This is a genomic window from Mesorhizobium sp. M0816 (assembly GCF_040320005.1).
Classification (GTDB): domain Bacteria; phylum Pseudomonadota; class Alphaproteobacteria; order Rhizobiales; family Rhizobiaceae; genus Mesorhizobium.
In genome coordinates this window covers 55,614-72,973 of sequence record NZ_JAMYOT010000021.1, presented here as the reverse complement: position 1 = coordinate 72,973, position 17,360 = coordinate 55,614, and the positions used below count along the sequence as shown (strand labels likewise).

Genomic DNA, 17,360 nt, shown 5'->3' with positions numbered 1-17,360 from the left:
GATGGCGCTGATCGTCGACATTGCCGTAACGCATATCGCCGGCCGCGGCCGCCAGACGCTGGTCGCCATAGTCGGCGTCGCGGTGGGTGTCGGCTTCTCAATTGCGATGGCGGCGCTGATGCAGGGCGGGCAGGACGATTTCGTCAAGCAGCTCGTCGACACGATGCCGCATGTCGACATCACCGACGAGCAGCGCACCGCCCGCCGGCAGCCGGCCGAGGACTACTTCGAGACCGCCGCCATCTCGGGGCTCCGGCCACGCGACGATCGGCGCGGCATCATCAACCCGACGGCCGCGACCTCCTGGCTCGAGAGCTGGGTTCCCGGCCGCTTCGCAGCAAGCCTAAAGACGCAGGGCGTGATCCGCTATTCCAGCCGCGAAGTGGGCGCAGCTATCATCGAGGTCGATCCGCAGCGCGAGACCGGCGTTTCACCGATCGTCGGAGAGTTCGTCGAAGGCAGCTTTTCGGCACTTGCCGCGGGCGGCAACAACGTGCTGATCGGCAACACGATGGCGAGCCGGCTCGGTGCCGGGTTCGGCGATACGATAACGGCGGTCTCCTCGGAAGGGCTGACGCGCAATTTCAAGATCGCCGGCCTTTTCCACACCGGCACCACCGCGCGCGACGAAGGCGAAGCTTATGTGCTTTTGAAGAACGCGCAGATTCTCTCAGCGCGGCCAAACGCCATCAACGAGATACGCATCAAGCTCGACGATCCAAATCGCGCCCCAGCGGTGGCGCGCCGTGCCGAGGCTGAACTGGGCTACAAGGCCGTGGCGTGGCAAGAAGCCAACGAATCGATCCTCGAAGCACTCGTCGTGCGCAACGTCATCATGTACACCGTCGTCGGCGCGATCATGCTGGTTGCTGGCTTCGGCATCTACAACATCATCTCCACCATCACGCACGAGAAGGCGCGCGACATCGCCATCATGAAGTCGCTTGGCTTCCCGGAGTCCGACATGCGCCGGCTCTTTCTGCTGGAAGGCGTGGCGATCGGCGCTGCCGGCTCTGTGCTCGGCGGGGTGCTTGGCTTCTCCATGACCTATGCACTGTCGCTGGTGCGTTTCGAGATCGCCGCGACTGGCCAGGAGATGACCCGGCTGCCGATCGCTTGGAGCTTGATGCACTACGTGATCGCGTCGGCTTTCGCGCTGGGCTCGGCGGCAGTGGCCGGCTACCTGCCGGCGCGCCGTGCGGCGCGCCTGAACCCCGTCGAGATTATCCGAGGCGCGTCATGAGCGCACTCATCGAGACCGAAAAACTGACGCGCGTGTTGCCCGAGACGGTTCCCGTCACGCTGGTCAAGGACATCACGCTCGCGATTAACGAGAGAGAATTCGTCGCCATCACCGGACCCTCCGGCTCCGGCAAGTCCTCGTTGCTCTATTTGCTCGGGCTGCTCGACCGGCCGACCGCTGGGACGTTGAGAATAGGCGGCCGCGACACCGAGCCGATGAATGAAAGGGAGCGCGCGCAGACACGGCTTTCGACGCTGGGCTTCGTCTTCCAGTTTCATTTCCTTCTGCCGGAATTCACGGCGCGCGAAAATGTAGAAATTCCAATGCGCAAGCTTGGTCGGCTGGCCCGACCCGTGATGCGCGAACGGGCTGGCGAGTTGCTGTCATCGCTGGGGCTCGGCGAACATCTCGACAAGCGGCCGGACCAGCTTTCGGGAGGCCAGCGTCAGCGCGTCGCGGTGGCACGCTCGCTCGCCAACGACCCGCCGCTTATCCTGGCAGACGAGCCGACGGGGAGCCTCGACAGCAAGAGCTCGGAGCAGGTGTTCACAATCCTGCAGAATCTGGTGCGCGAACGCGGCAAGACGGTCGTGGCAGTCACGCATGACCTGGACATGGCCGCACGCATGGATCGCCGCATTCACATGGTGGACGGGAAGATCAGCTGAACCGGGCCACGGCGCGATCAGGCCACCGCCGACGTCTCGAAACTGGCCTCGAGCCAGGCTATTGCGCCGGTCACGTCGTCGAGGGCATAGTTTGCGGCCGTCGGTCCGTTCGGCTTCACGCGGATGGAGATGCCGCCAATTTTATTGATCGCCTCGAAACCGTGTTCGTCCGATGTATCGTCTCCGAGGAATATCGGCCGCCGGCCGACAAAGGGCGGAATGTCCATGAAACGCCGGATGGCAGCACCTTTGACGGCTTCCAAAGGCATGAGCTCGACGCCGGCGTTTCCCGGAAGCACCCAATAACCCTTCGGAAGCCGGGCCAATGCCTGTTCGACGAGCTGGATTGCGGGTGCAAGCAGTTGCGGTGCTGCTCTTGTATGAACGGCAAGGACCGGCCCCTTGCGCTCGACATAGACCTTGCCGCTGCCGAGTTCGGCCTCGATCTCGTCCGCAAGGGCGGCGATGTCGGCCGGCGCGTCGGCGGCATCGATCGGACCGCTCGGCGTCAGCCGGTGCTCCAGCCCATACAGTCCGGCGATCCGCAGCTTCAGCGGATGGAATAGCTTGTCCACGGCGGGAATCGATCGGCCGGTGATGAAGGCGACCGCACCATCCAGCCGCCGCTCGATGCGTTCCAGCAGATTGCGCAATTCCTCGCCGACGAACACCGCGTCGGGATGGGCAGCGTGTTCCAGCAGGGTTCCGTCGATGTCGAGGAAGAGCGCCCATTGCCCTTCCGACAGGTTCAACGCCAGCGGTTGTTCAAAGCTTTTCACGACGCTGCCTTCCGAGCCCGCTCGAACATCGAGATGACGTTGTTGGTGTTCGATGGCGGGCGCTCGCCGGTTCCGGTCACCCTGTCGAGATCGCCGCGTTTGCGCAGGCGCGCGGCGTCCAGCAGCATACTGCCGGCCCAGCGGTAGACATTGTTGTCGCGGACCATCTCGCGCATCGGCCGCAAACGTTCGCGCTGCTCTTCCGGCGTCATCGTCAGCGCCTGCAACAGCGCCTCGCTCATCATGGCCGCATCGTAGGGGTTGACGATCAGCGCTTCCAGCAGTTCGCGCGAGGCACCGGCGAAGGTGCTGAGCAAAAGCACGCCCTGTTCGTCGTCGCGCGCTGCGACGAATTCCTTGGCGACAAGGTTCATGCCGTCATGCAGACTGGTGACCATACAGATGTCGGCGGCGCGATAGACCTCGTAGACCTGCTCCTGCCGATGATGTTCGGCGACCATCAGGATAGGGCTGTATGTCTCGCTGCCATAGCGCCGGTTGAGCTCCTCGGCACAGCGGCGGCATTCGTCGTGGAGTTGCTGGTAGGCGGGCAATGTCCCCCGGCTCGGCGCGGCGATCTGCAGGAAAACCACCTTGCCTATCCATTCGGGATATCTCGTGAACAATTCGTCCAAGGCATGGAAGCGATCGAGAATGCCTTTCGTGTAGTCGAGGCGCTCGACGCCAACGCATAGTTTGGTATCCGCAGACAGGCCGAATCTGTCGCGCACGCTGGCGCGGCACTCCTCCACAGACGGCAGTTTTGCCAGCAATTGGGCCGGCCATTCTATGGAAATGGGATAGGCGTGGACCAATGTGGTCTGCCCACCATAGGAGATTGCCGCGTCTGCCCGTTCGATCCGGCTCTCCAGAAAGCGGTCGACACTTTCGGTGAAGTTGTTGGCATGGAATTGGGTATGAAAGCCGATGATCGAACTGCCGAGCAGTCCTTCCAGGATCCGCTCACGCCACGGACAGATGCTGAACACTTCCGAATTGGGCCAAGGGATGTGCCAGAAGGTGATGACTATCGCGTCCGGCAGGCGCTGGCGAATCATGCGTGGCAGCAGCGCAAAATGGTAGTCCTGCACCAGCACGATCGGCCGTTCGTTGCGGGCTTCGGCAACCACCGTATCGGCGAATTTGCGGTTGACGGCCTCGTAGGCGTCCCAGTCCGAGGCGCGAAACACGGGGCGGGTGAAGGCGATATGGCAAAGCGGCCATAGGCCCTCATTAGCGAAGCCCAGATAATAGCCCTGATATTCCTCCTCCGTCAGCCAGACCCTGCGCAGCGTGTAGGACGGATTGCCTGGCGGCACCTGCACCCGGTCGTCCTTGTCGACGGTGAGGCGGTCTGCCGTGCCGCCGCCATAGGCGATCCAGGTGCCGGCACAGGCGCGGGTGATGGGCTCGAGTGCCGAAACCAGCCCGCTGGCCGGCACCAAAAGTTGGACCCCGTCATCCTTGATGTTGTGGATGTAGGGTTCGCGGTTGGACACCACGATGACCTGTGCGTCCGGCAGGTCGTCGGCCAGGATCTTGCGCAAAGTGTCGGGCGACCATGTGACCAGTGCCGCATCGGCCGACTGGCCGTTCTTTTCGAACTCGCGCAGCACCTTGCGTGCCGCTTCCGACGCGACATCCTCGCTCGGCGTGTATGCGGCCGCCGTTGCGCGGCCGCGACGCTGGCGGGATATCGACAGGAGAATGGCAAAAGCGGAAAAGCCAAAACTTGCAATCAGCAAAACCCAGAGCAGGTTTACAGTATAATCTGACATGGAATGTGATCTCGCCTCCGGCCGGTCGATAGCCGTTTTTTATTTGTTTTCTGGTTCGCCGCCGTATGTCAACGACAGCATCCCCGCACCGCCCATTTTTGCAACGCACAAAGAGGCTATCGGTTCCGGACGATTGCAATGCCGCGCGTCATTTTCGATGCGCCGCAGCGCGGCGGCATCAAGTGCGCACGATGAGCGGCACCATCCCCTCATACCGATCGGCGAGAAAGGCGACGACCCGGTCGCCGACACGCTGGAAGGTGAGGTCGACCACTGTCGAGCCGACACCTAGATGCCGCAATGTCAGCGTGTCGATGCCGATCGGCAGCCTTGGGCGGGTGACCCGGATTTCGCTGTTCCAGCCGTCGATTTCGAGCCCAAGGCAGGCCTGCATCAGCATGAAGGCCGATCCCGCCGACCAGGCCTGCGGCAGGCACGCGACGGGATAGGCGATGGGCGCTTCGCCCGGCGACCGGGTAAAGCCGCAGAACAGTTCCGGCAGCCGCATGTTGAAATGGACAGCCGATTCGAACGTGCCGCTCATCAGCCTGACTACGCTGTCGCGCACGCCATAACGTGCCAGGCCGGCACCGCACATGGCGGTGTCGTGCGGCCAGATCGAACCATTGTGGTAGGACATCGGATTGAAGAATATCGCATCGTCGGCCAGCGTCCTCACTCCCCAACCAGAGTGGAACGACGCAGAGAGCAGCTGATCGGCGACCATCTGCGCCCGTTCCGGCTCGGGCAGCCCGACAAAGAGAAGATGGCCGGCATTCGACGTCCGTACCTTGCAGAGCTCGCCTGCACCATCGATCGCCAGTGCATAGAAATTGAGATCGTCCATCCAGAAATGGCGTTCCACCGCGGCGCGCATGGTTTCGGCGCGTTCCTCCCAATGATCGGCCTTGTCGTCCTCGCCGCGGCGGCGGGCGAGCGCCGCCAGCCCACGGAACGCGGCAAAGACGTAGCCTTGCACCTCGACCAGGGCGATCGGCCCCTTGGGCATGCGGCCATCGGCATGGAAGACGGAATCGAAACTGTCCTTCCAGCCCTGGTTGGCAAGGCCGGTCTCGGCGCCGCGCTGGTAGGTAACGAAGCCGGTCGCGCGGCTTGTCTCCTCCGTCCATTCGGCCGCTGCACAGAGCGATGGCCACAGGCTGTCAACGAACGCCATGTCGCCGGTACGATCCGCATAGGCGCAAGCGAGATGAATGTAGAGCGGCGTGGTATCGACGCCGCCGTAATAGCGGCCGAACGGGAGCTCCCGCAGTGCCGCCATCTCGCCCTTGCGGGTCTCGTGCATGATCTTGCCCGGCTGCGAATCGCTGAACGGCGACGTTTCGGTCGCCTGATGCTGGGCGAGAAAGGCGAGTACGCCGCGCGCCAGCCCAGGATTCAACCACAGCATCTGCAGTGCGGAAATCACCCCGTCACGGCCAAATGCCGTCGAGAACCAGGGTATGCCGGCATAGGGGTAAGGTCCGGTTGAAAGCTCGGTGGTCAGCAACGCCACGTCCGCGCGCGCGCGTTCGATCCAGTCGTTGAAGACGCGGCCGGAGCTGTGCACCGTCGCGCCGTGGCGGCGTTTGGCGCGCATGCCGAAGCGAGCGCGGGCGGCGGCAGCCCGAAAACGGTCGCGGTCGGGTGTCTCCGCCACTTCCGGGCCGACCTCGATATAGAGGACCTCGCTGCTGCGCTTCGTCACCGCAACCAGGAAATCCGCGCGGCTGGCGGTCAAATTGTCCGGCGCCTGCGAGAACGAGATCGCCGACAGGCGCACGAGCTGGTCCAGCCCGTCATATCGAAGCACCACGGATGTCGGACTGGTCTCGGCGGCGTGGGCTATTCCGCGCTTGAGCCGGGTCGAACCGCGCACCTCGAACATGTCGCGGAAATCTGCTGCGAAATGCAAGGAAACCCGAATGGCCGACGATTCCTGGCTGTAGTTGGAAAGGGTGATGCGCTCGAACAGCCGGTCCTGCCAAAGCAGCCTGACGCGTTCTATGTGGATCGCGCCCTGCGGAATGTCGCGACCACCGACACTCTGGATCGGCAGATTGGTCAGGTTCGAGGTGAAAAGCACATTGTCCTGGCTGAGCGAGGCGCCGAGCAACGACATTTGCCGGCCACCGACCGTCAGCCGGAATTCCGAAAGCACACGCGTGTCGTCTCGGAAAAAGCCATCGCCGGCGCCGCGGATGTCGCCATAGGCGTCGGCCACCGCGAAGCAGTCGGCTTGCTTGAGGGCGAACAGCCGGTGCGGCTCCCGGGGCGCAACCTCGTCGAGGGAGGCAAGGGCTACGGCGGGATCAAGCTTACGCTCGTCGAGTTGATTCATACGTCACAAGCTCTGTCGTTTCGTTCCAACGTCCACAATGACGCCGATCAGGACGCTCTCGCTTCACCGGGAGTACCGATCAGGCGCGCATAGGCAGCCACATAGTCGTGGGCCATTCTCGTGGCAGAAAAACGGTTTTCGAACACGGCTCTCACCTGTCGCCTGTCGAGGCGCAGCAATTCCGGTATCGAGGTGACTGCGGCATCGACCGTATCGACAAGGAAACCGGTCACGCCGTGGTCGATGATCTCCGGCAGGGCACCGCATTTCCAGGCGATTACCGGCGTGCCGCAGGCCATAGCCTCTATCGCGGCAAGACCGAACGGCTCCGGCCAATCGATCGGAAACAGCAGGCCGGCCGCCTTGCCGAGGAATTCCGCTTTTCCGTCCTCTTCGATCTCGCCGATATAGTCGACACGGTCGCCGTCGATCAGCGGCTCGACCGTGTCGTGGAAAAAAGGGCGATCGTCGTCGCCGATCTTTGCCGCAAGCTTCAGTTTCAGCCCGGAGCGCAAGGCGATCTCAATGGCACGGTCCGGGCGCTTGTCGCGCGACAGCCGGCCCAGAAAGGCCAGATACGGCTCGTCCGCATTCGTCTCGAAAGTCGGCTCGTAGATATTGATCGGCAGCCCGTGATGGATGGTCGCCAGCCAATTGGCCCTGGGTAGCCCGGTTCTCTGGCTGCGCGAAATCGAGATCATCGGAAAGCGCGGAAAATGTTCGTAGGCCGGGGCCAGGTCGACATAGTCGAGCCTGCCATGCGGTGTCGTCACCGTCCGGTCGGGCATGTGTTCGAAGAAAGGAAAATGCAGGAAGTGGCTGAGATGGAAATGGATGATGTCGAACTGTTGCGCCCGGTTCCTCACCTCGGCGAGCATCGAGAGATGCGCCGCGGTTTCGGATTTGTGCGGGCGCGGATCGAGACGGAGCGCACGCTCGCGACACGCCACCAATTTCGCCGACGTCTTGGTATCGCCGCTGGCGAACAGGGTCACGTCATGGCCAAGCTCGACCAATCCTTCGGTCAGATAGGAGACGATGCGCTCCGTCCCTCCATAGAACCGGGGTGGCACGGATTCATGGAGCGGCGCCACATGGGCTATTCTCATGTTTTGGCATTTCCCTCAAAAAGACTGCTCGTGGCATCGAAATGCATCAGCCGCGCTAACGTTCCCGTACAATGGCAAGATGTCACCCAATTGGGGCAAGATGTCACCCAATTGGAGCTGCCGGGCGCTTCCACCGCTGCTCGTCTCGTCCAGCCAACATTTTTCAGGCCAAGCCCTCTTTTGCCGGGAACCAAAGTCGGGTTCGCGAGTTTAGTGGGGTTCGATCGCACGCATCCGGTCGACGGGGAGGAAATGATGGACCGCTTGCAATTCTTTTCGCCCGTGCGGGTTTTGCGCGGACAGGGACAGCCTGTGGAGGAGATCGACAGCGTTGCCGAAGCAATGGCATTCTTGCGAAAATGGCCGGCGGGGCGGCGCGGGCCGGTTTACCAGTGCGCCGTGAATTGCTGCGCTGCGGCCATGGCCGGCCGGATGTCGGCCGAGGAAGCGAGAAAGGCTTTTGCCGGCTTCGCCCGGATCACCCGCCTGCTCGAGGGCGATCGGCCGTTGCCGATGAGCGGCGAGGATCGGCATCGCGATCACGCCTTGAGGCGATAGCGCCGACTGCCCAGATGGTCCGAGGAAGGGTGGCATTCAGCCGGAGCGCCCGATCGGCGACCGACGAGCAGCGCCGGCAAGGTATCGTAGAGCGCTGCCCAGTAGGGACGTAAAACTCACGCCGGTATTCCGGCACTATCCAGTAGACTGCGGCAATGGTCGTGAGCGTAACGATGAAGCCGATGAGCTTGCGCACGACACGCTCGACTTCAAGCGCTCGCATCGGCTTCGCCTGCAATCCCGTTGAACGCCTTCGAAACGTCTCGAAATAAGCCGTGTCGACCGCGATCATTGCTGCAGTAGTAGTAGCTGCAATGACAGTCATGGCCTGCAAATGCACAGGCCAGCTTCTGTCGGCGAGCATCGCGACGGTGAGCGCAAGACCAAGCAATCCTGCAAGGCCAGTGAGGGGCGCGGTCGCCGATTTCGGTCGGAGCGTCATACTACTACTCCCGTTGTCGTGAGGATCGATCGTCGTTGCCGGCCGCGTGGTCGCCGCCACGGTTCAACTCGAGTGGCGCCGCCACCGGAGCCGCTTGAGCAGCCGCTACACTCCGCCGCTGCCGTTAGACCCGCCGCTGCTTGTTCCGTCGTTGCCGCCACTGGATCCGCTGCTGCCGCTCGAACCGCTGCTGCCGCTCGAACTGGTAGTACCGCTTGAGCCGCTGGCGCCGCTCGATCCGCTCTGCTGCTTGAGCCGCCGATGGGCCCCTTGTTGACATTGTGCGGGGAGGGATGATTGTTAGCGCCCTCGCTTACATTTTCGCAGGTGCATTTGCGCTGATATTTGGCGCCGAAGGCACTGCCTTCATTGCTCGCCTTCTGGCAGACCAACCCATGGCAAATCAACGTCGCTTCGGTTGTCTCGGGGGTAAGGCCCGTGATGACTAGTGCGGTTGTCGTGGCCGCCATGCCCGTGATCGTGAACCGGAGTAAATTCCGAAAATTTTGCATAGATACCTCGCTTTCTGACGCCTCGCTTCTCGGGCTCGCGCCCAAGCTTCCTCGTTGTCGAGTGGATGTTTGCGACAAGGCCGCATACGGATCGCTTACGCCTCAGCGGTCGGGGCTCAGGGGCGGCATAAAAAGTTGGACGAAACGCAGACAATGGTGCCGCATTGCGGTATTTCGACCGGAAAAGGCCAAAGATGCACTTTTGGGGGAATGGATAATGTCGAAACGGCTTAGACTGGTGCTGGGAACGGCCGGCGCAATTGCCGTCGCCATTGTCTGGGGGATCGTCGCCACGTCGATGGGGGTGCCATCGATTCTGATCACTGTAGGAGCGGTCGCGATCGGCGCGGGCATCTACAGCTATGTCGATCGAAGCCGAAGCTGATCCGGTTATCAGGCTACGGGCATAGCGCAAAAATCCCACGGTCGCAGACTGTCTGCGGCAATGCTCAGTGTACGAAAATTACCAACGACAGCGTTCTGTGGAACGAGTGGCCTGCCGAAGCTATTGTGGTGGCGGTCCGAGACACCCCCGCCTCGGGTCATTGGCTCACCCAGCCGAGTGGTCCGCTGCTACCCGATGGCAGCGGACCTTTATCCGGAGGACAGACCCGGAAGACGGACATTGTGCCGAATCGAGGGAGAACGATGGTCGTTGACGAGATTGCCGCGCGGCGCCTGAAAAGTCAGCTCGAGCAATACATGGAGACCAGGAAGAGGCGCCACGATGCGGTTTCCACCGCAGCGGCTGAGATCGCGATCAGGGCTGTCATGCCGAATTGCCCGGCCTCCGGAAAAGCCCTGGACGACATGATTGCGGCATGTGCGTTCGAACACGGGCTGGGGGTACTGTTCGATCGACCTGACGCATGAAGGCCTAAACGCCATGAATCCCAACGCCAAAATCGCACGGTGCTGTCGTGCACAAATCCGACGCTGTTCCTGAGACCGCTTGCGACTAGATAAACCAACCAACCGGAGCAGGCATGCCGAGATATTTTTTTCATTTCCGAAACAATGACGGCCGCTTGACGGAAGATTTCGAGGGTCAGGAGTTGGACGGTTTGTCCGCGGCTCAGGATAACGCAATGGCTTCGGCCAAGGAAATCCTGGCCGAGGGCCTGCTCAGCGGCAGCCCGGTCCTGACAGGCCTTTCCTTCGAAATCTGCGACGAGAACCGGAACCTGCTTTTCCGATTTCCATTCTCGGAAGCTGCCGAAAAGGCCGGCACTCGGCCGTGATTGGCCAAAAGCCCCGCGATGCGGGCGAGCTTTGATCGAGCCTGGCTGAAAAACCGCATGTCGCGGCAAGACGGTCGTTGGTGCAAATCAGCACCATAGGCAAATTAGTAGCATAGCTGCCGGCACAAAGCAAGAACAAATATGGGCTTGCCTTGCCTACGGGGCATTACTTATGTCCCTGCGTGTGCCGGCCCGGGCTATCGTGCGTTTCAGGAACTCGAGGGCAGGCACGGGTAGGGGGCACCAAGCGACGTTGCCATTTCCAACCAGTATGTCGATTTGTCGGGCCGGGTGTTCGTCAACTTACCGAAACGTCTTCGCAGGATGCTGTGATCAGGAGTTCCTTTCTCCCGCGGTTGCGTTTACAGGACGCTCAGGACAGTGTCGTTTGCGCGCCAGCAACTGGACCGAGTTAGGCCGGGCGCACAGTCCCCTCCGTCAAGGTAACCAGTCCGGCGCCGTTTTTGGAGAACAATGATTTGTGGTGGTCAAATAAGCAAAAGAGATTCAAGGGAACGTGGGACGACCGACTGGACGGCCTATTCTCAGCAGAGGTCGACTACGCCGGGAAATCCATTCTCGATGTTGGCTGCAACATGGGTGTTGTCGCCTATGAGATATCCAAGCTAGGACCGAGTTCGATCCATGGGATCGACATTCTCAAGCCGCATATCGAGACGGCCAGGATGATCTTCCTGGGTTGTCCGGTCCAAAGCCGGTTCGATTGTCTCGATCTTGGCAGCCGGAAGCTGCAAAATGTTCTCCAACCGCAGTACGACATCGTCATGCTGCTGGCGGTCTACCATCACATGCAGTGGAGCCTCGGCGCGGACAAGGCGCGACGCGTGCTGTGCGATATCGCCGGGCGTGCTCAAACGATCGTTGCCCGCGTCCCTCCTGGCAAGGATAAGGAGATGATCGCGGTGCTTTCGGATGTGGGCTTTTCAATCAAAAGCAATCACACATCGCCTCTTGGAAGCCATCTCATGGTCCTCGCGAAACACTGACCAGGCATAGCGCGGCCGACGACGAATGGCGCAAGAGCCGCGTGGCTGGGGTCCGCTATGCTCGCATGCGAGGAACCGACGGTCATAGGCCGATGACGTGCAAGGATCCGGTTCGGCATTGACTGCGGTCGGGAACGAAGCCACAGACAGGTGATCGAAACCGTCTCGCGCTTCAAGATAACGTGAAGACCGGACGGGATCGCAACGGGCGGCGACGAGATGATTACAAAGAAACGAGTGTCAACGGCCCCAGCATATCCGCTGATCAAGCGTCTGATTGGCGAAAATCTGCCGCCGCACAAGATGCTGTATGTGACAGGTTTGCTGTGCTCGATCGCCGCTGCTGCGGCGACCGGCGCGGCGGCCTGGATCATGAAAGTCATGATCAACACCATCTATGTCGAGCGAGACGCTGCCGCTGTATCGGGTATCAGCGCCGTCATCATCGGCATTTTCCTGGTCAAGGGCATAGCTGCCTACTGCCAGACCATCACGACGGGAAAGATTCGCCGGGCTATCGTTTCGGACCTGCAAAACCGGCAATTTTCCCGAATGGTGTATTTCGACATCAGCCGTTTCGCGAACCAGCATCCGGCAAAATTCATCTCCAAAATCATGTTCAACGCGCGCGCCGGGGCGACCGTTATTCTCACCCTCACGAGCAGCGCCGTCTCTGATCTGCTGACCCTGATTGCCTTGGCCAGCGTCATGGTCAAGCAGGACCCGGTGATGTCGCTGATATCCGTGGCGGTTCTGCCGATGCTGTTCCTGTCAGTCGGCGCGATAACAAGGAAGCTCAAGGCGCTGGCGAGGGGCGAGACGGAATTGGCCGCACAAGTCCAGTCGATCGGCACGGAAGCCGTCGAAGGCATCCGCACCATCAAGTCCTTCCAGCTCGAGGACAAGGCGGTTGCCAGCTTTGCAAAGGCCGTCCGCAAGATGGAAAGACGTGGCATCCAGATCAACCGGACGTCAGCATTGATGAGCCCATTGATGGAGACCGGCGGCGGCGTGATCATCGGGCTTTTCGTTATGTACGCCAGCTGGCAGACCCTCGGCAACGGCAAGACGCCCGGCGAATTCATGGCCTTCATTACCGCGTTCCTGCTTGCCTATGAGCCTGCCAAGCGGTTGGCCCGGGTCAATGTCGACATCCAGAAGCAAATGGTCGCCGTCGAGCAGATGTATGATTTGATCGACACGCCCGAGCAACGGCGACTCGCGATTGCGGGCGAGCGTCTGACCGACGTCGATGGTGGTATCCGCTTTGAAGATGTGGCCTTTTCCTATGACGGCAACAGCCCCGCGCTCGAGGGTGTTTCCTTCGACGTGCGACCTCGTGAGAAGCTGGCGATCGTCGGCCGCTCCGGCGCCGGCAAGACCACCATCGTCAATCTGATCCTGCGCCTGATGGAGCCGGACAAGGGCAGGATCCTGATCGACGGAAAGGACATTTCGAAGATCAGCCTGGCCGACGTTCGCGATAACATCGCACTGGTATCTCAGGACGTCTTCCTGTTCGAAGGCTCGATCCGCGACAACATTCGCGACGGTCGCCCAAACGCCACCGATCAGGAAATCGAGTCCGCTGCGAATCTCGCCCGGGTCACCAGCTTTGCGTCTGCGCTCGAAAACGGGCTCGACACGCTTGTCGGGCCGAGCGGCACCAACCTGTCGGGCGGGCAGAAACAACGCGTTGCCATCGCACGCGCCCTGCTCAAGAATGCTGCGGTAATCGTCTATGATGAAGCGACATCCGCGCTCGACGGTGAAAACGAACGGGCGGTCATGGAGGCAGCCTTCGACAACACATTTCAGCGCACGCTGATCTGCATTGCGCACAGGCTGTCTACAATCAAGGCGGCCGATCGTATTCTCGTGTTTGACGCCGGACAGCTTGTCGATGCTGGAACGCATGACCAGCTTGCCAAGCACAGCGAGATATATCGTTCGATATTCCACCTGGAGACGCCCGATCCGATGGTCGAAAGCGGCAAAAAGCTGCGGCAGAGCGTATTGCGCTGAAGGCCGATGACCAGCTTTTATCACGGTTCCTATGTCCGGTATGTGATTGGTGGACTGGGCCTTCAGGTGCGCCGGTACAAAAAGGCGGTGCGCAGGTTGTTTTTCAGTCCCAAGCAGCCTCGTTCCATTCTTGAGCTACAGGCCAAGGTTGAGGCCCTGATCGTGCGCAGGGACTGGAAAGGCCTTGAAGCCGGTACCAATGAGATGGCTGTCACGGCCGATCATAATCGCGACCCGGAGCTGATGCAGAAGGCGGGCCAGGCGTTCGAACGCCTTGGCAACTTTGCGCGGGCAGCTGAGCTTCGGCTTTCCGCTCGCCGGCTGCGGAAAGGGAAGAGCGCCAACGAGTGGACCGGCGAGAATCTCGGATCGGATACACTGCTGATCGATCTTGTGGAGGATGACCCGCGCAGCCTTGGCCGGGTTATCCGCCACGCGCGACTGGCCGGCGCTGCCGCTGCCTATGCCCAAAGTGCAACAATTCGGGTCGAGCCGCGCCTGGTATCAATTCTGCAGCGAACGTTCCCGAAGGCGACCGTGGTCCCGGCGCAGCGGGATGTGGTCGGCGACAAACACGCGACTTTCGAAGATCTCGCCTGGGTGTTCGGACGCGACGCCGAAAAGCTTGCTGCCGACTTCGTACCGCTGCGGGCAGATCCTGAACTCGTCGAGGCATTCCGCAAGCGCTATCGGGCGATGACGGATCTGCCGCTGGTCGGTCTCTCCTGGGGCAGCAAGTCCCATACCAAGGACGTGCCTGATTTTCCTGAATGGGCACGGTTCATCGCCCAGACGCCAGCGACATTCGTTTCGCTCCAGTACGGGCAGATCAAGCCGGCGTTGCGGCGCCTTCGCAACGGCAACGACGCGCGTCTGATCTTTGACGACAGCGTCGACCAGATGGTCGACATGGACCGTTTCGCCGCACAGCTCGCCGCACTCGATGCTGTCGTGACGATCAGCAATACGGCGGCCCATCTTGCGGGAGCCATTGGCGTGCCGACTGTTTTCCTCATCGACGATAATTTTCAGACGGCATGGCCAGTGACTGGCGACCGGACACCCTGGTATCCGAAGGGCATTGTCATTCGCAAGGAGGGGCGCCCTTGGTCGCTGGTGCTCGACGAGGCCGGCCGGCGGCTCTCGTCGATCCTGACGACGCTTTCCGACGCTCCCCGGGGACGATAGAACATCGCCGTGCAGAACAGACGAACCATCCTTCAGAAGGCAAAAACCGCCGATCTGCGCCCGCAAGGCGCCGTCGGCAAGCGGCTGCAGAAGGTTCTCGAGCGGGCAAAGGAACTTCTTAGACGTCCTTCGCGCCACGCCGACGAAAGCGCCGAACGGCATATGAGGCTGATGGAGGAAAGCGTGCAGCGTGGTGATTGGCAAACTGCTCGCGACCATGCACTGGCGCTTGGCGTGCTTGGTGAGCAGCTTGGCGATCTCGGCCTGATCAAGAAAGCGGGGCGTGGACTGAGGCGTCTCGACGGAGGAAATCGCATCTGGCAGTTGATGGCGGCGAGCAAGCAGCTGCGCGGCAGGCCCGATTGGGATGGCAGTGATCTTGCGGGTCGCACGCTTCTCGTCGATCGTCGCGAAGGCGACCTGGCGATCTTTTTCCAGTTCGCGTCTTTGCTTGGTCCAGCAGCTGCGGCTGCCGGTCGATGCATCGTCTTCGTCGAGCCGCGACTGGCACCGCTTTATCGCAGAACATATCCTGCGCTCGATGTCAGGATTGAAGGGGAAGAGGACATGGCGGCGGTGGACGCCGATGTCGTTGCCGGTTTCGAGACGCTCGCAAAGCATTTCTGGCCGGACGACCCGGCGGCACGCGCGCCCTTCGTTCCGCTGGAGCCGGACCGCCGACTGGTTGCCGAGCTGCGCGGCACCTATCTCGATGGCGGCCCAGGTCCCCTGATCGGATTTGCTTGGGGAAGCCTCAACAAGAGCAAGGATCTGCCGGCCCTGGACGATTGGCGGACGCTGTTCAGCAGTCTGCCGGGGCGCCTCGTCAGCTTGCAATATGGCGATGTCGGGCCGGCCCTCTCCGAGTTCGAGCGCCACGCGCCGGGGCGCATCATCCATGACGCTTCCGTCGACCAGTTGACGGACATGGACCGCTTTGCCGCCCAAATTGCGGCGCTCGACGCGGTGGTGACGATCAGCAATACCGGCGCCAACCTGGCCGGAGCGCTCGGCGTGCCGACGATTGTCATGCTCGACGACGGGTTTCGACTGTCCTGGCCTGCCTTCGGCGAGACCGTCGCCGCATATCCGAGCGTTCGACTGGCCCGAAAAGGCGGCCGAGCCTGGGCGTCGGCAGTGCAGGAAGCAGGCGGACGGGTCATGCAAATCATCAGCGGAGCTGGCGATGGAAGGTAGCCTACTTCTCGGCCGGTTGCGCCGCGCTGTCGCGCTTGCAGGCTACAAATACAAGGTCTGGTTCCGACGTCACCGCCGGCAGCTCTTCCTTCGCTGGCGCGACGGCGACATTGCCGATCAGATGGCGGATTATCGGCGAAGCGTCGAGTCCCGCGATTGGCCGGCGGCCCTGCCGAAAGCCCTGGCTCTTGGATCCATTGCGAAGTCGAGGGGCGAGGTCCACCTGATCGACGAGCTCAGCAAGGCGCTGATGCGGATGGGCGCTTATGGCGCAGCCGCCGAACTCAGGATCGCCCGACGCCACATCGTCAACGGCCGCGTCGATGGCGAGTGGCTGGGCCAGGATATTTCTGGCCAGACACTGCTGATTGATCTGATGGAAACCGAAAAGCAGGGTCTGGCCACCGCGATCCATCATGCGAGTTCCGTCGGCTGTGCCCTGGAGCGCGCCGCCCGCTCGATCGTGCTGGTCGAGCGCCGCCTGGTACCGCTCTTTCAGCGCACTTTTCCGACCGCCGATGTGCGGCCGGTCGGCGCTGGCGGCAAGGCCGCCTATGCCGAGGCGCAGGCCTTCGCCGGCGTCCAGCATCTGACTGCCGTTTTCGAAACCGACGAGGCGACGATCCGCGAGCATTTCGTGCCCCTTAAGCCGGATCCGGCCCGGGTCGCTGAACTTCGCGCCCGCTACCGGAAGGAAGGACGGCCGTTGGTCGGTATCGCATGGGGCAGCTCCAATCCCGGCAAAGACCTGCCGCCGCTTGCCGCCTGGCGAAACCTGATCGGCCGACCGGACCTCCGGTTCGTCTCGCTGCAGTACGGCCAGATCGAGACCGATCTGAAGATCCTGACCGACGGTGAGCCGGAGCGAATTCTTCATGACAGATCGGTCGATCAGCTCGTCGACATGGATCTTTTCGCCGCGCAGGTTGCCGCGATGGACGCCGTGGTGACCATCAGCAATACCGGAGCGCATCTGGCCGGCGCGCTCGGCATCCCCTCGGTTTTCATTCTGGGCGACGGCTTCAAACGCTCCTGGCCGGTCGAGGGCGACCGCACGCCCTACTATCCATCGGCCGTGCTGGTCTCGAAACGGGAACGCCCCTGGTCCGTGGTGATGGGCGAGGCCGAGTCCATTCTGGCGCCATGGCTCACAAAAGTGAGTGGCTAATGCATGTCGTCCAAAAGCGCGTCACTGAATACGCTTCGACGCGATGCGCATTAAGGAGTTCGGCCGACGGACCGCGGAATGGAGCGCCCGTGTCGAACAGTCGT

At 61.7% G+C, this 17,360-nt stretch carries 15 protein-coding genes; 11 read left to right on the top strand and 4 right to left on the bottom strand.

What is annotated here, in order from left to right; translation table 11 throughout:
• Nucleotide 1: 1 nt before the first annotated feature.
• A complete protein-coding gene (locus tag NKI17_RS26740) occupies nucleotides 2-1,243 on the top strand; it encodes an ABC transporter permease (protein ID WP_352907020.1) in 1,242 nt (413 codons plus the stop codon).
• Nucleotides 1,240-1,911 (top strand): ABC transporter ATP-binding protein, encoded by a 672-nt coding sequence (locus NKI17_RS26735; protein ID WP_352458124.1) that lies wholly within the window; start codon nucleotides 1,240-1,242, stop codon nucleotides 1,909-1,911. Before NKI17_RS26740 ends, NKI17_RS26735 begins: the two co-directional genes overlap by 4 nt.
• A gap of 17 nt (nucleotides 1,912-1,928) precedes the next feature.
• Here the strand turns inward: NKI17_RS26735 and otsB are convergent, their stop codons facing one another.
• The 4 genes from otsB to NKI17_RS26715 form a co-directional block, all read right to left on the bottom strand.
• Nucleotides 1,929-2,690, bottom strand: a complete 762-nt coding sequence (gene otsB, locus NKI17_RS26730; RefSeq protein ID WP_352907019.1) for a trehalose-phosphatase — start codon at nucleotides 2,688-2,690, stop codon at nucleotides 1,929-1,931.
• A complete protein-coding gene (locus NKI17_RS26725; protein ID WP_023674969.1) occupies nucleotides 2,687-4,468 on the bottom strand; it encodes an alpha,alpha-trehalose-phosphate synthase (UDP-forming) in 1,782 nt (593 codons plus the stop codon). Before NKI17_RS26725 ends, otsB begins: the two co-directional genes overlap by 4 nt.
• A gap of 178 nt (nucleotides 4,469-4,646) precedes the next feature.
• Nucleotides 4,647-6,809, bottom strand: coding sequence for an amylo-alpha-1,6-glucosidase (locus NKI17_RS26720; protein ID WP_023674970.1), 2,163 nt, complete (start codon nucleotides 6,807-6,809; stop codon nucleotides 4,647-4,649).
• Between the two features lie 47 nt (nucleotides 6,810-6,856).
• Nucleotides 6,857-7,918: a glycosyltransferase family 4 protein gene (locus tag NKI17_RS26715; RefSeq protein ID WP_352907018.1), complete on the bottom strand. Its 1,062-nt coding sequence runs from the start codon at nucleotides 7,916-7,918 to the stop codon at nucleotides 6,857-6,859.
• On the opposite strand from NKI17_RS26715, the gene NKI17_RS37055 reads away from it, so the two are divergent.
• The 9 genes from NKI17_RS37055 (at nucleotide 7,904) to NKI17_RS26670 (ending at nucleotide 17,256) form a co-directional block, all read left to right on the top strand.
• The gene (locus tag NKI17_RS37055) at nucleotides 7,904-8,476 is read left to right on the top strand and encodes a DUF982 domain-containing protein (protein ID WP_502894620.1); all 573 of its coding nucleotides are present in this window, start codon (nucleotides 7,904-7,906) and stop codon (nucleotides 8,474-8,476) included. The genes NKI17_RS26715 and NKI17_RS37055 overlap by 15 nt on opposite strands.
• Before the next feature lie 1,171 nt (nucleotides 8,477-9,647).
• A complete protein-coding gene (locus NKI17_RS26705) occupies nucleotides 9,648-9,815 on the top strand; it encodes a hypothetical protein (protein ID WP_352593649.1) in 168 nt (55 codons plus the stop codon).
• 263 nt (nucleotides 9,816-10,078) lie between these two features.
• Complete coding sequence (locus tag NKI17_RS26700; RefSeq protein WP_352568673.1) at nucleotides 10,079-10,303, top strand: hypothetical protein; 225 nt, start codon at nucleotides 10,079-10,081, stop codon at nucleotides 10,301-10,303.
• A 113-nt stretch (nucleotides 10,304-10,416) separates the two neighbouring features.
• On the top strand, nucleotides 10,417-10,671 hold the full coding sequence (locus NKI17_RS37050) for a DUF6894 family protein (RefSeq protein ID WP_023674976.1): 255 nt from the start codon (nucleotides 10,417-10,419) through the stop codon (nucleotides 10,669-10,671).
• 464 nt (nucleotides 10,672-11,135) lie between these two features.
• Entirely contained in the window at nucleotides 11,136-11,678 is a 543-nt protein-coding gene (locus tag NKI17_RS26690; protein WP_352568671.1) for a class I SAM-dependent methyltransferase, read from the top strand.
• A 312-nt stretch (nucleotides 11,679-11,990) separates the two neighbouring features.
• Entirely contained in the window at nucleotides 11,991-13,703 is a 1,713-nt protein-coding gene (locus tag NKI17_RS26685; RefSeq protein ID WP_352907017.1) for an ABC transporter ATP-binding protein, read from the top strand.
• A 6-nt stretch (nucleotides 13,704-13,709) separates the two neighbouring features.
• Nucleotides 13,710-14,891 carry a glycosyltransferase family 9 protein gene (locus NKI17_RS26680; protein ID WP_352646116.1) on the top strand — a complete coding sequence of 394 codons (1,182 nt, stop codon included), beginning with the start codon at nucleotides 13,710-13,712 and terminating at the stop codon, nucleotides 14,889-14,891.
• 9 nt (nucleotides 14,892-14,900) lie between these two features.
• Nucleotides 14,901-16,088: a glycosyltransferase family 9 protein gene (locus tag NKI17_RS26675; RefSeq protein ID WP_352568668.1), complete on the top strand. Its 1,188-nt coding sequence runs from the start codon at nucleotides 14,901-14,903 to the stop codon at nucleotides 16,086-16,088.
• Nucleotides 16,078-17,256 (top strand): glycosyltransferase family 9 protein, encoded by a 1,179-nt coding sequence (locus tag NKI17_RS26670; RefSeq protein WP_352646114.1) that lies wholly within the window; start codon nucleotides 16,078-16,080, stop codon nucleotides 17,254-17,256. The genes NKI17_RS26675 and NKI17_RS26670 overlap by 11 nt, the downstream gene beginning before the upstream one ends.
• Nucleotides 17,257-17,360 lie beyond the last annotated feature (104 nt).

Bases quoted from the DNA above. Each gene is read 5' to 3' on its own strand.
- NKI17_RS26740 (WP_352907020.1), top strand. From the start codon at position 2: ATGGCGCTGATCGTCGACATTGCCGTAACGCATATCGCCGGCCGCGGC.
- NKI17_RS26735 (WP_352458124.1), top strand. From the start codon at position 1,240: ATGAGCGCACTCATCGAGACCGAAAAACTGACGCGCGTGTTGCCCGAG.
- NKI17_RS26725 (WP_023674969.1), bottom strand. From the start codon at position 4,468: ATGTCAGATTATACTGTAAACCTGCTCTGGGTTTTGCTGATTGCAAGT.
- NKI17_RS26720 (WP_023674970.1), bottom strand. From the start codon at position 6,809: ATGAATCAACTCGACGAGCGTAAGCTTGATCCCGCCGTAGCCCTTGCC.
- NKI17_RS37055 (WP_502894620.1), top strand. From the start codon at position 7,904: ATGGGCTATTCTCATGTTTTGGCATTTCCCTCAAAAAGACTGCTCGTG.
- NKI17_RS26715 (WP_352907018.1), bottom strand. From the start codon at position 7,918: ATGAGAATAGCCCATGTGGCGCCGCTCCATGAATCCGTGCCACCCCGG.
- NKI17_RS26705 (WP_352593649.1), top strand. From the start codon at position 9,648: ATGTCGAAACGGCTTAGACTGGTGCTGGGAACGGCCGGCGCAATTGCC.
- NKI17_RS26700 (WP_352568673.1), top strand. From the start codon at position 10,079: ATGGTCGTTGACGAGATTGCCGCGCGGCGCCTGAAAAGTCAGCTCGAG.
- NKI17_RS37050 (WP_023674976.1), top strand. From the start codon at position 10,417: ATGCCGAGATATTTTTTTCATTTCCGAAACAATGACGGCCGCTTGACG.
- NKI17_RS26680 (WP_352646116.1), top strand. From the start codon at position 13,710: ATGACCAGCTTTTATCACGGTTCCTATGTCCGGTATGTGATTGGTGGA.
- NKI17_RS26670 (WP_352646114.1), top strand. From the start codon at position 16,078: ATGGAAGGTAGCCTACTTCTCGGCCGGTTGCGCCGCGCTGTCGCGCTT.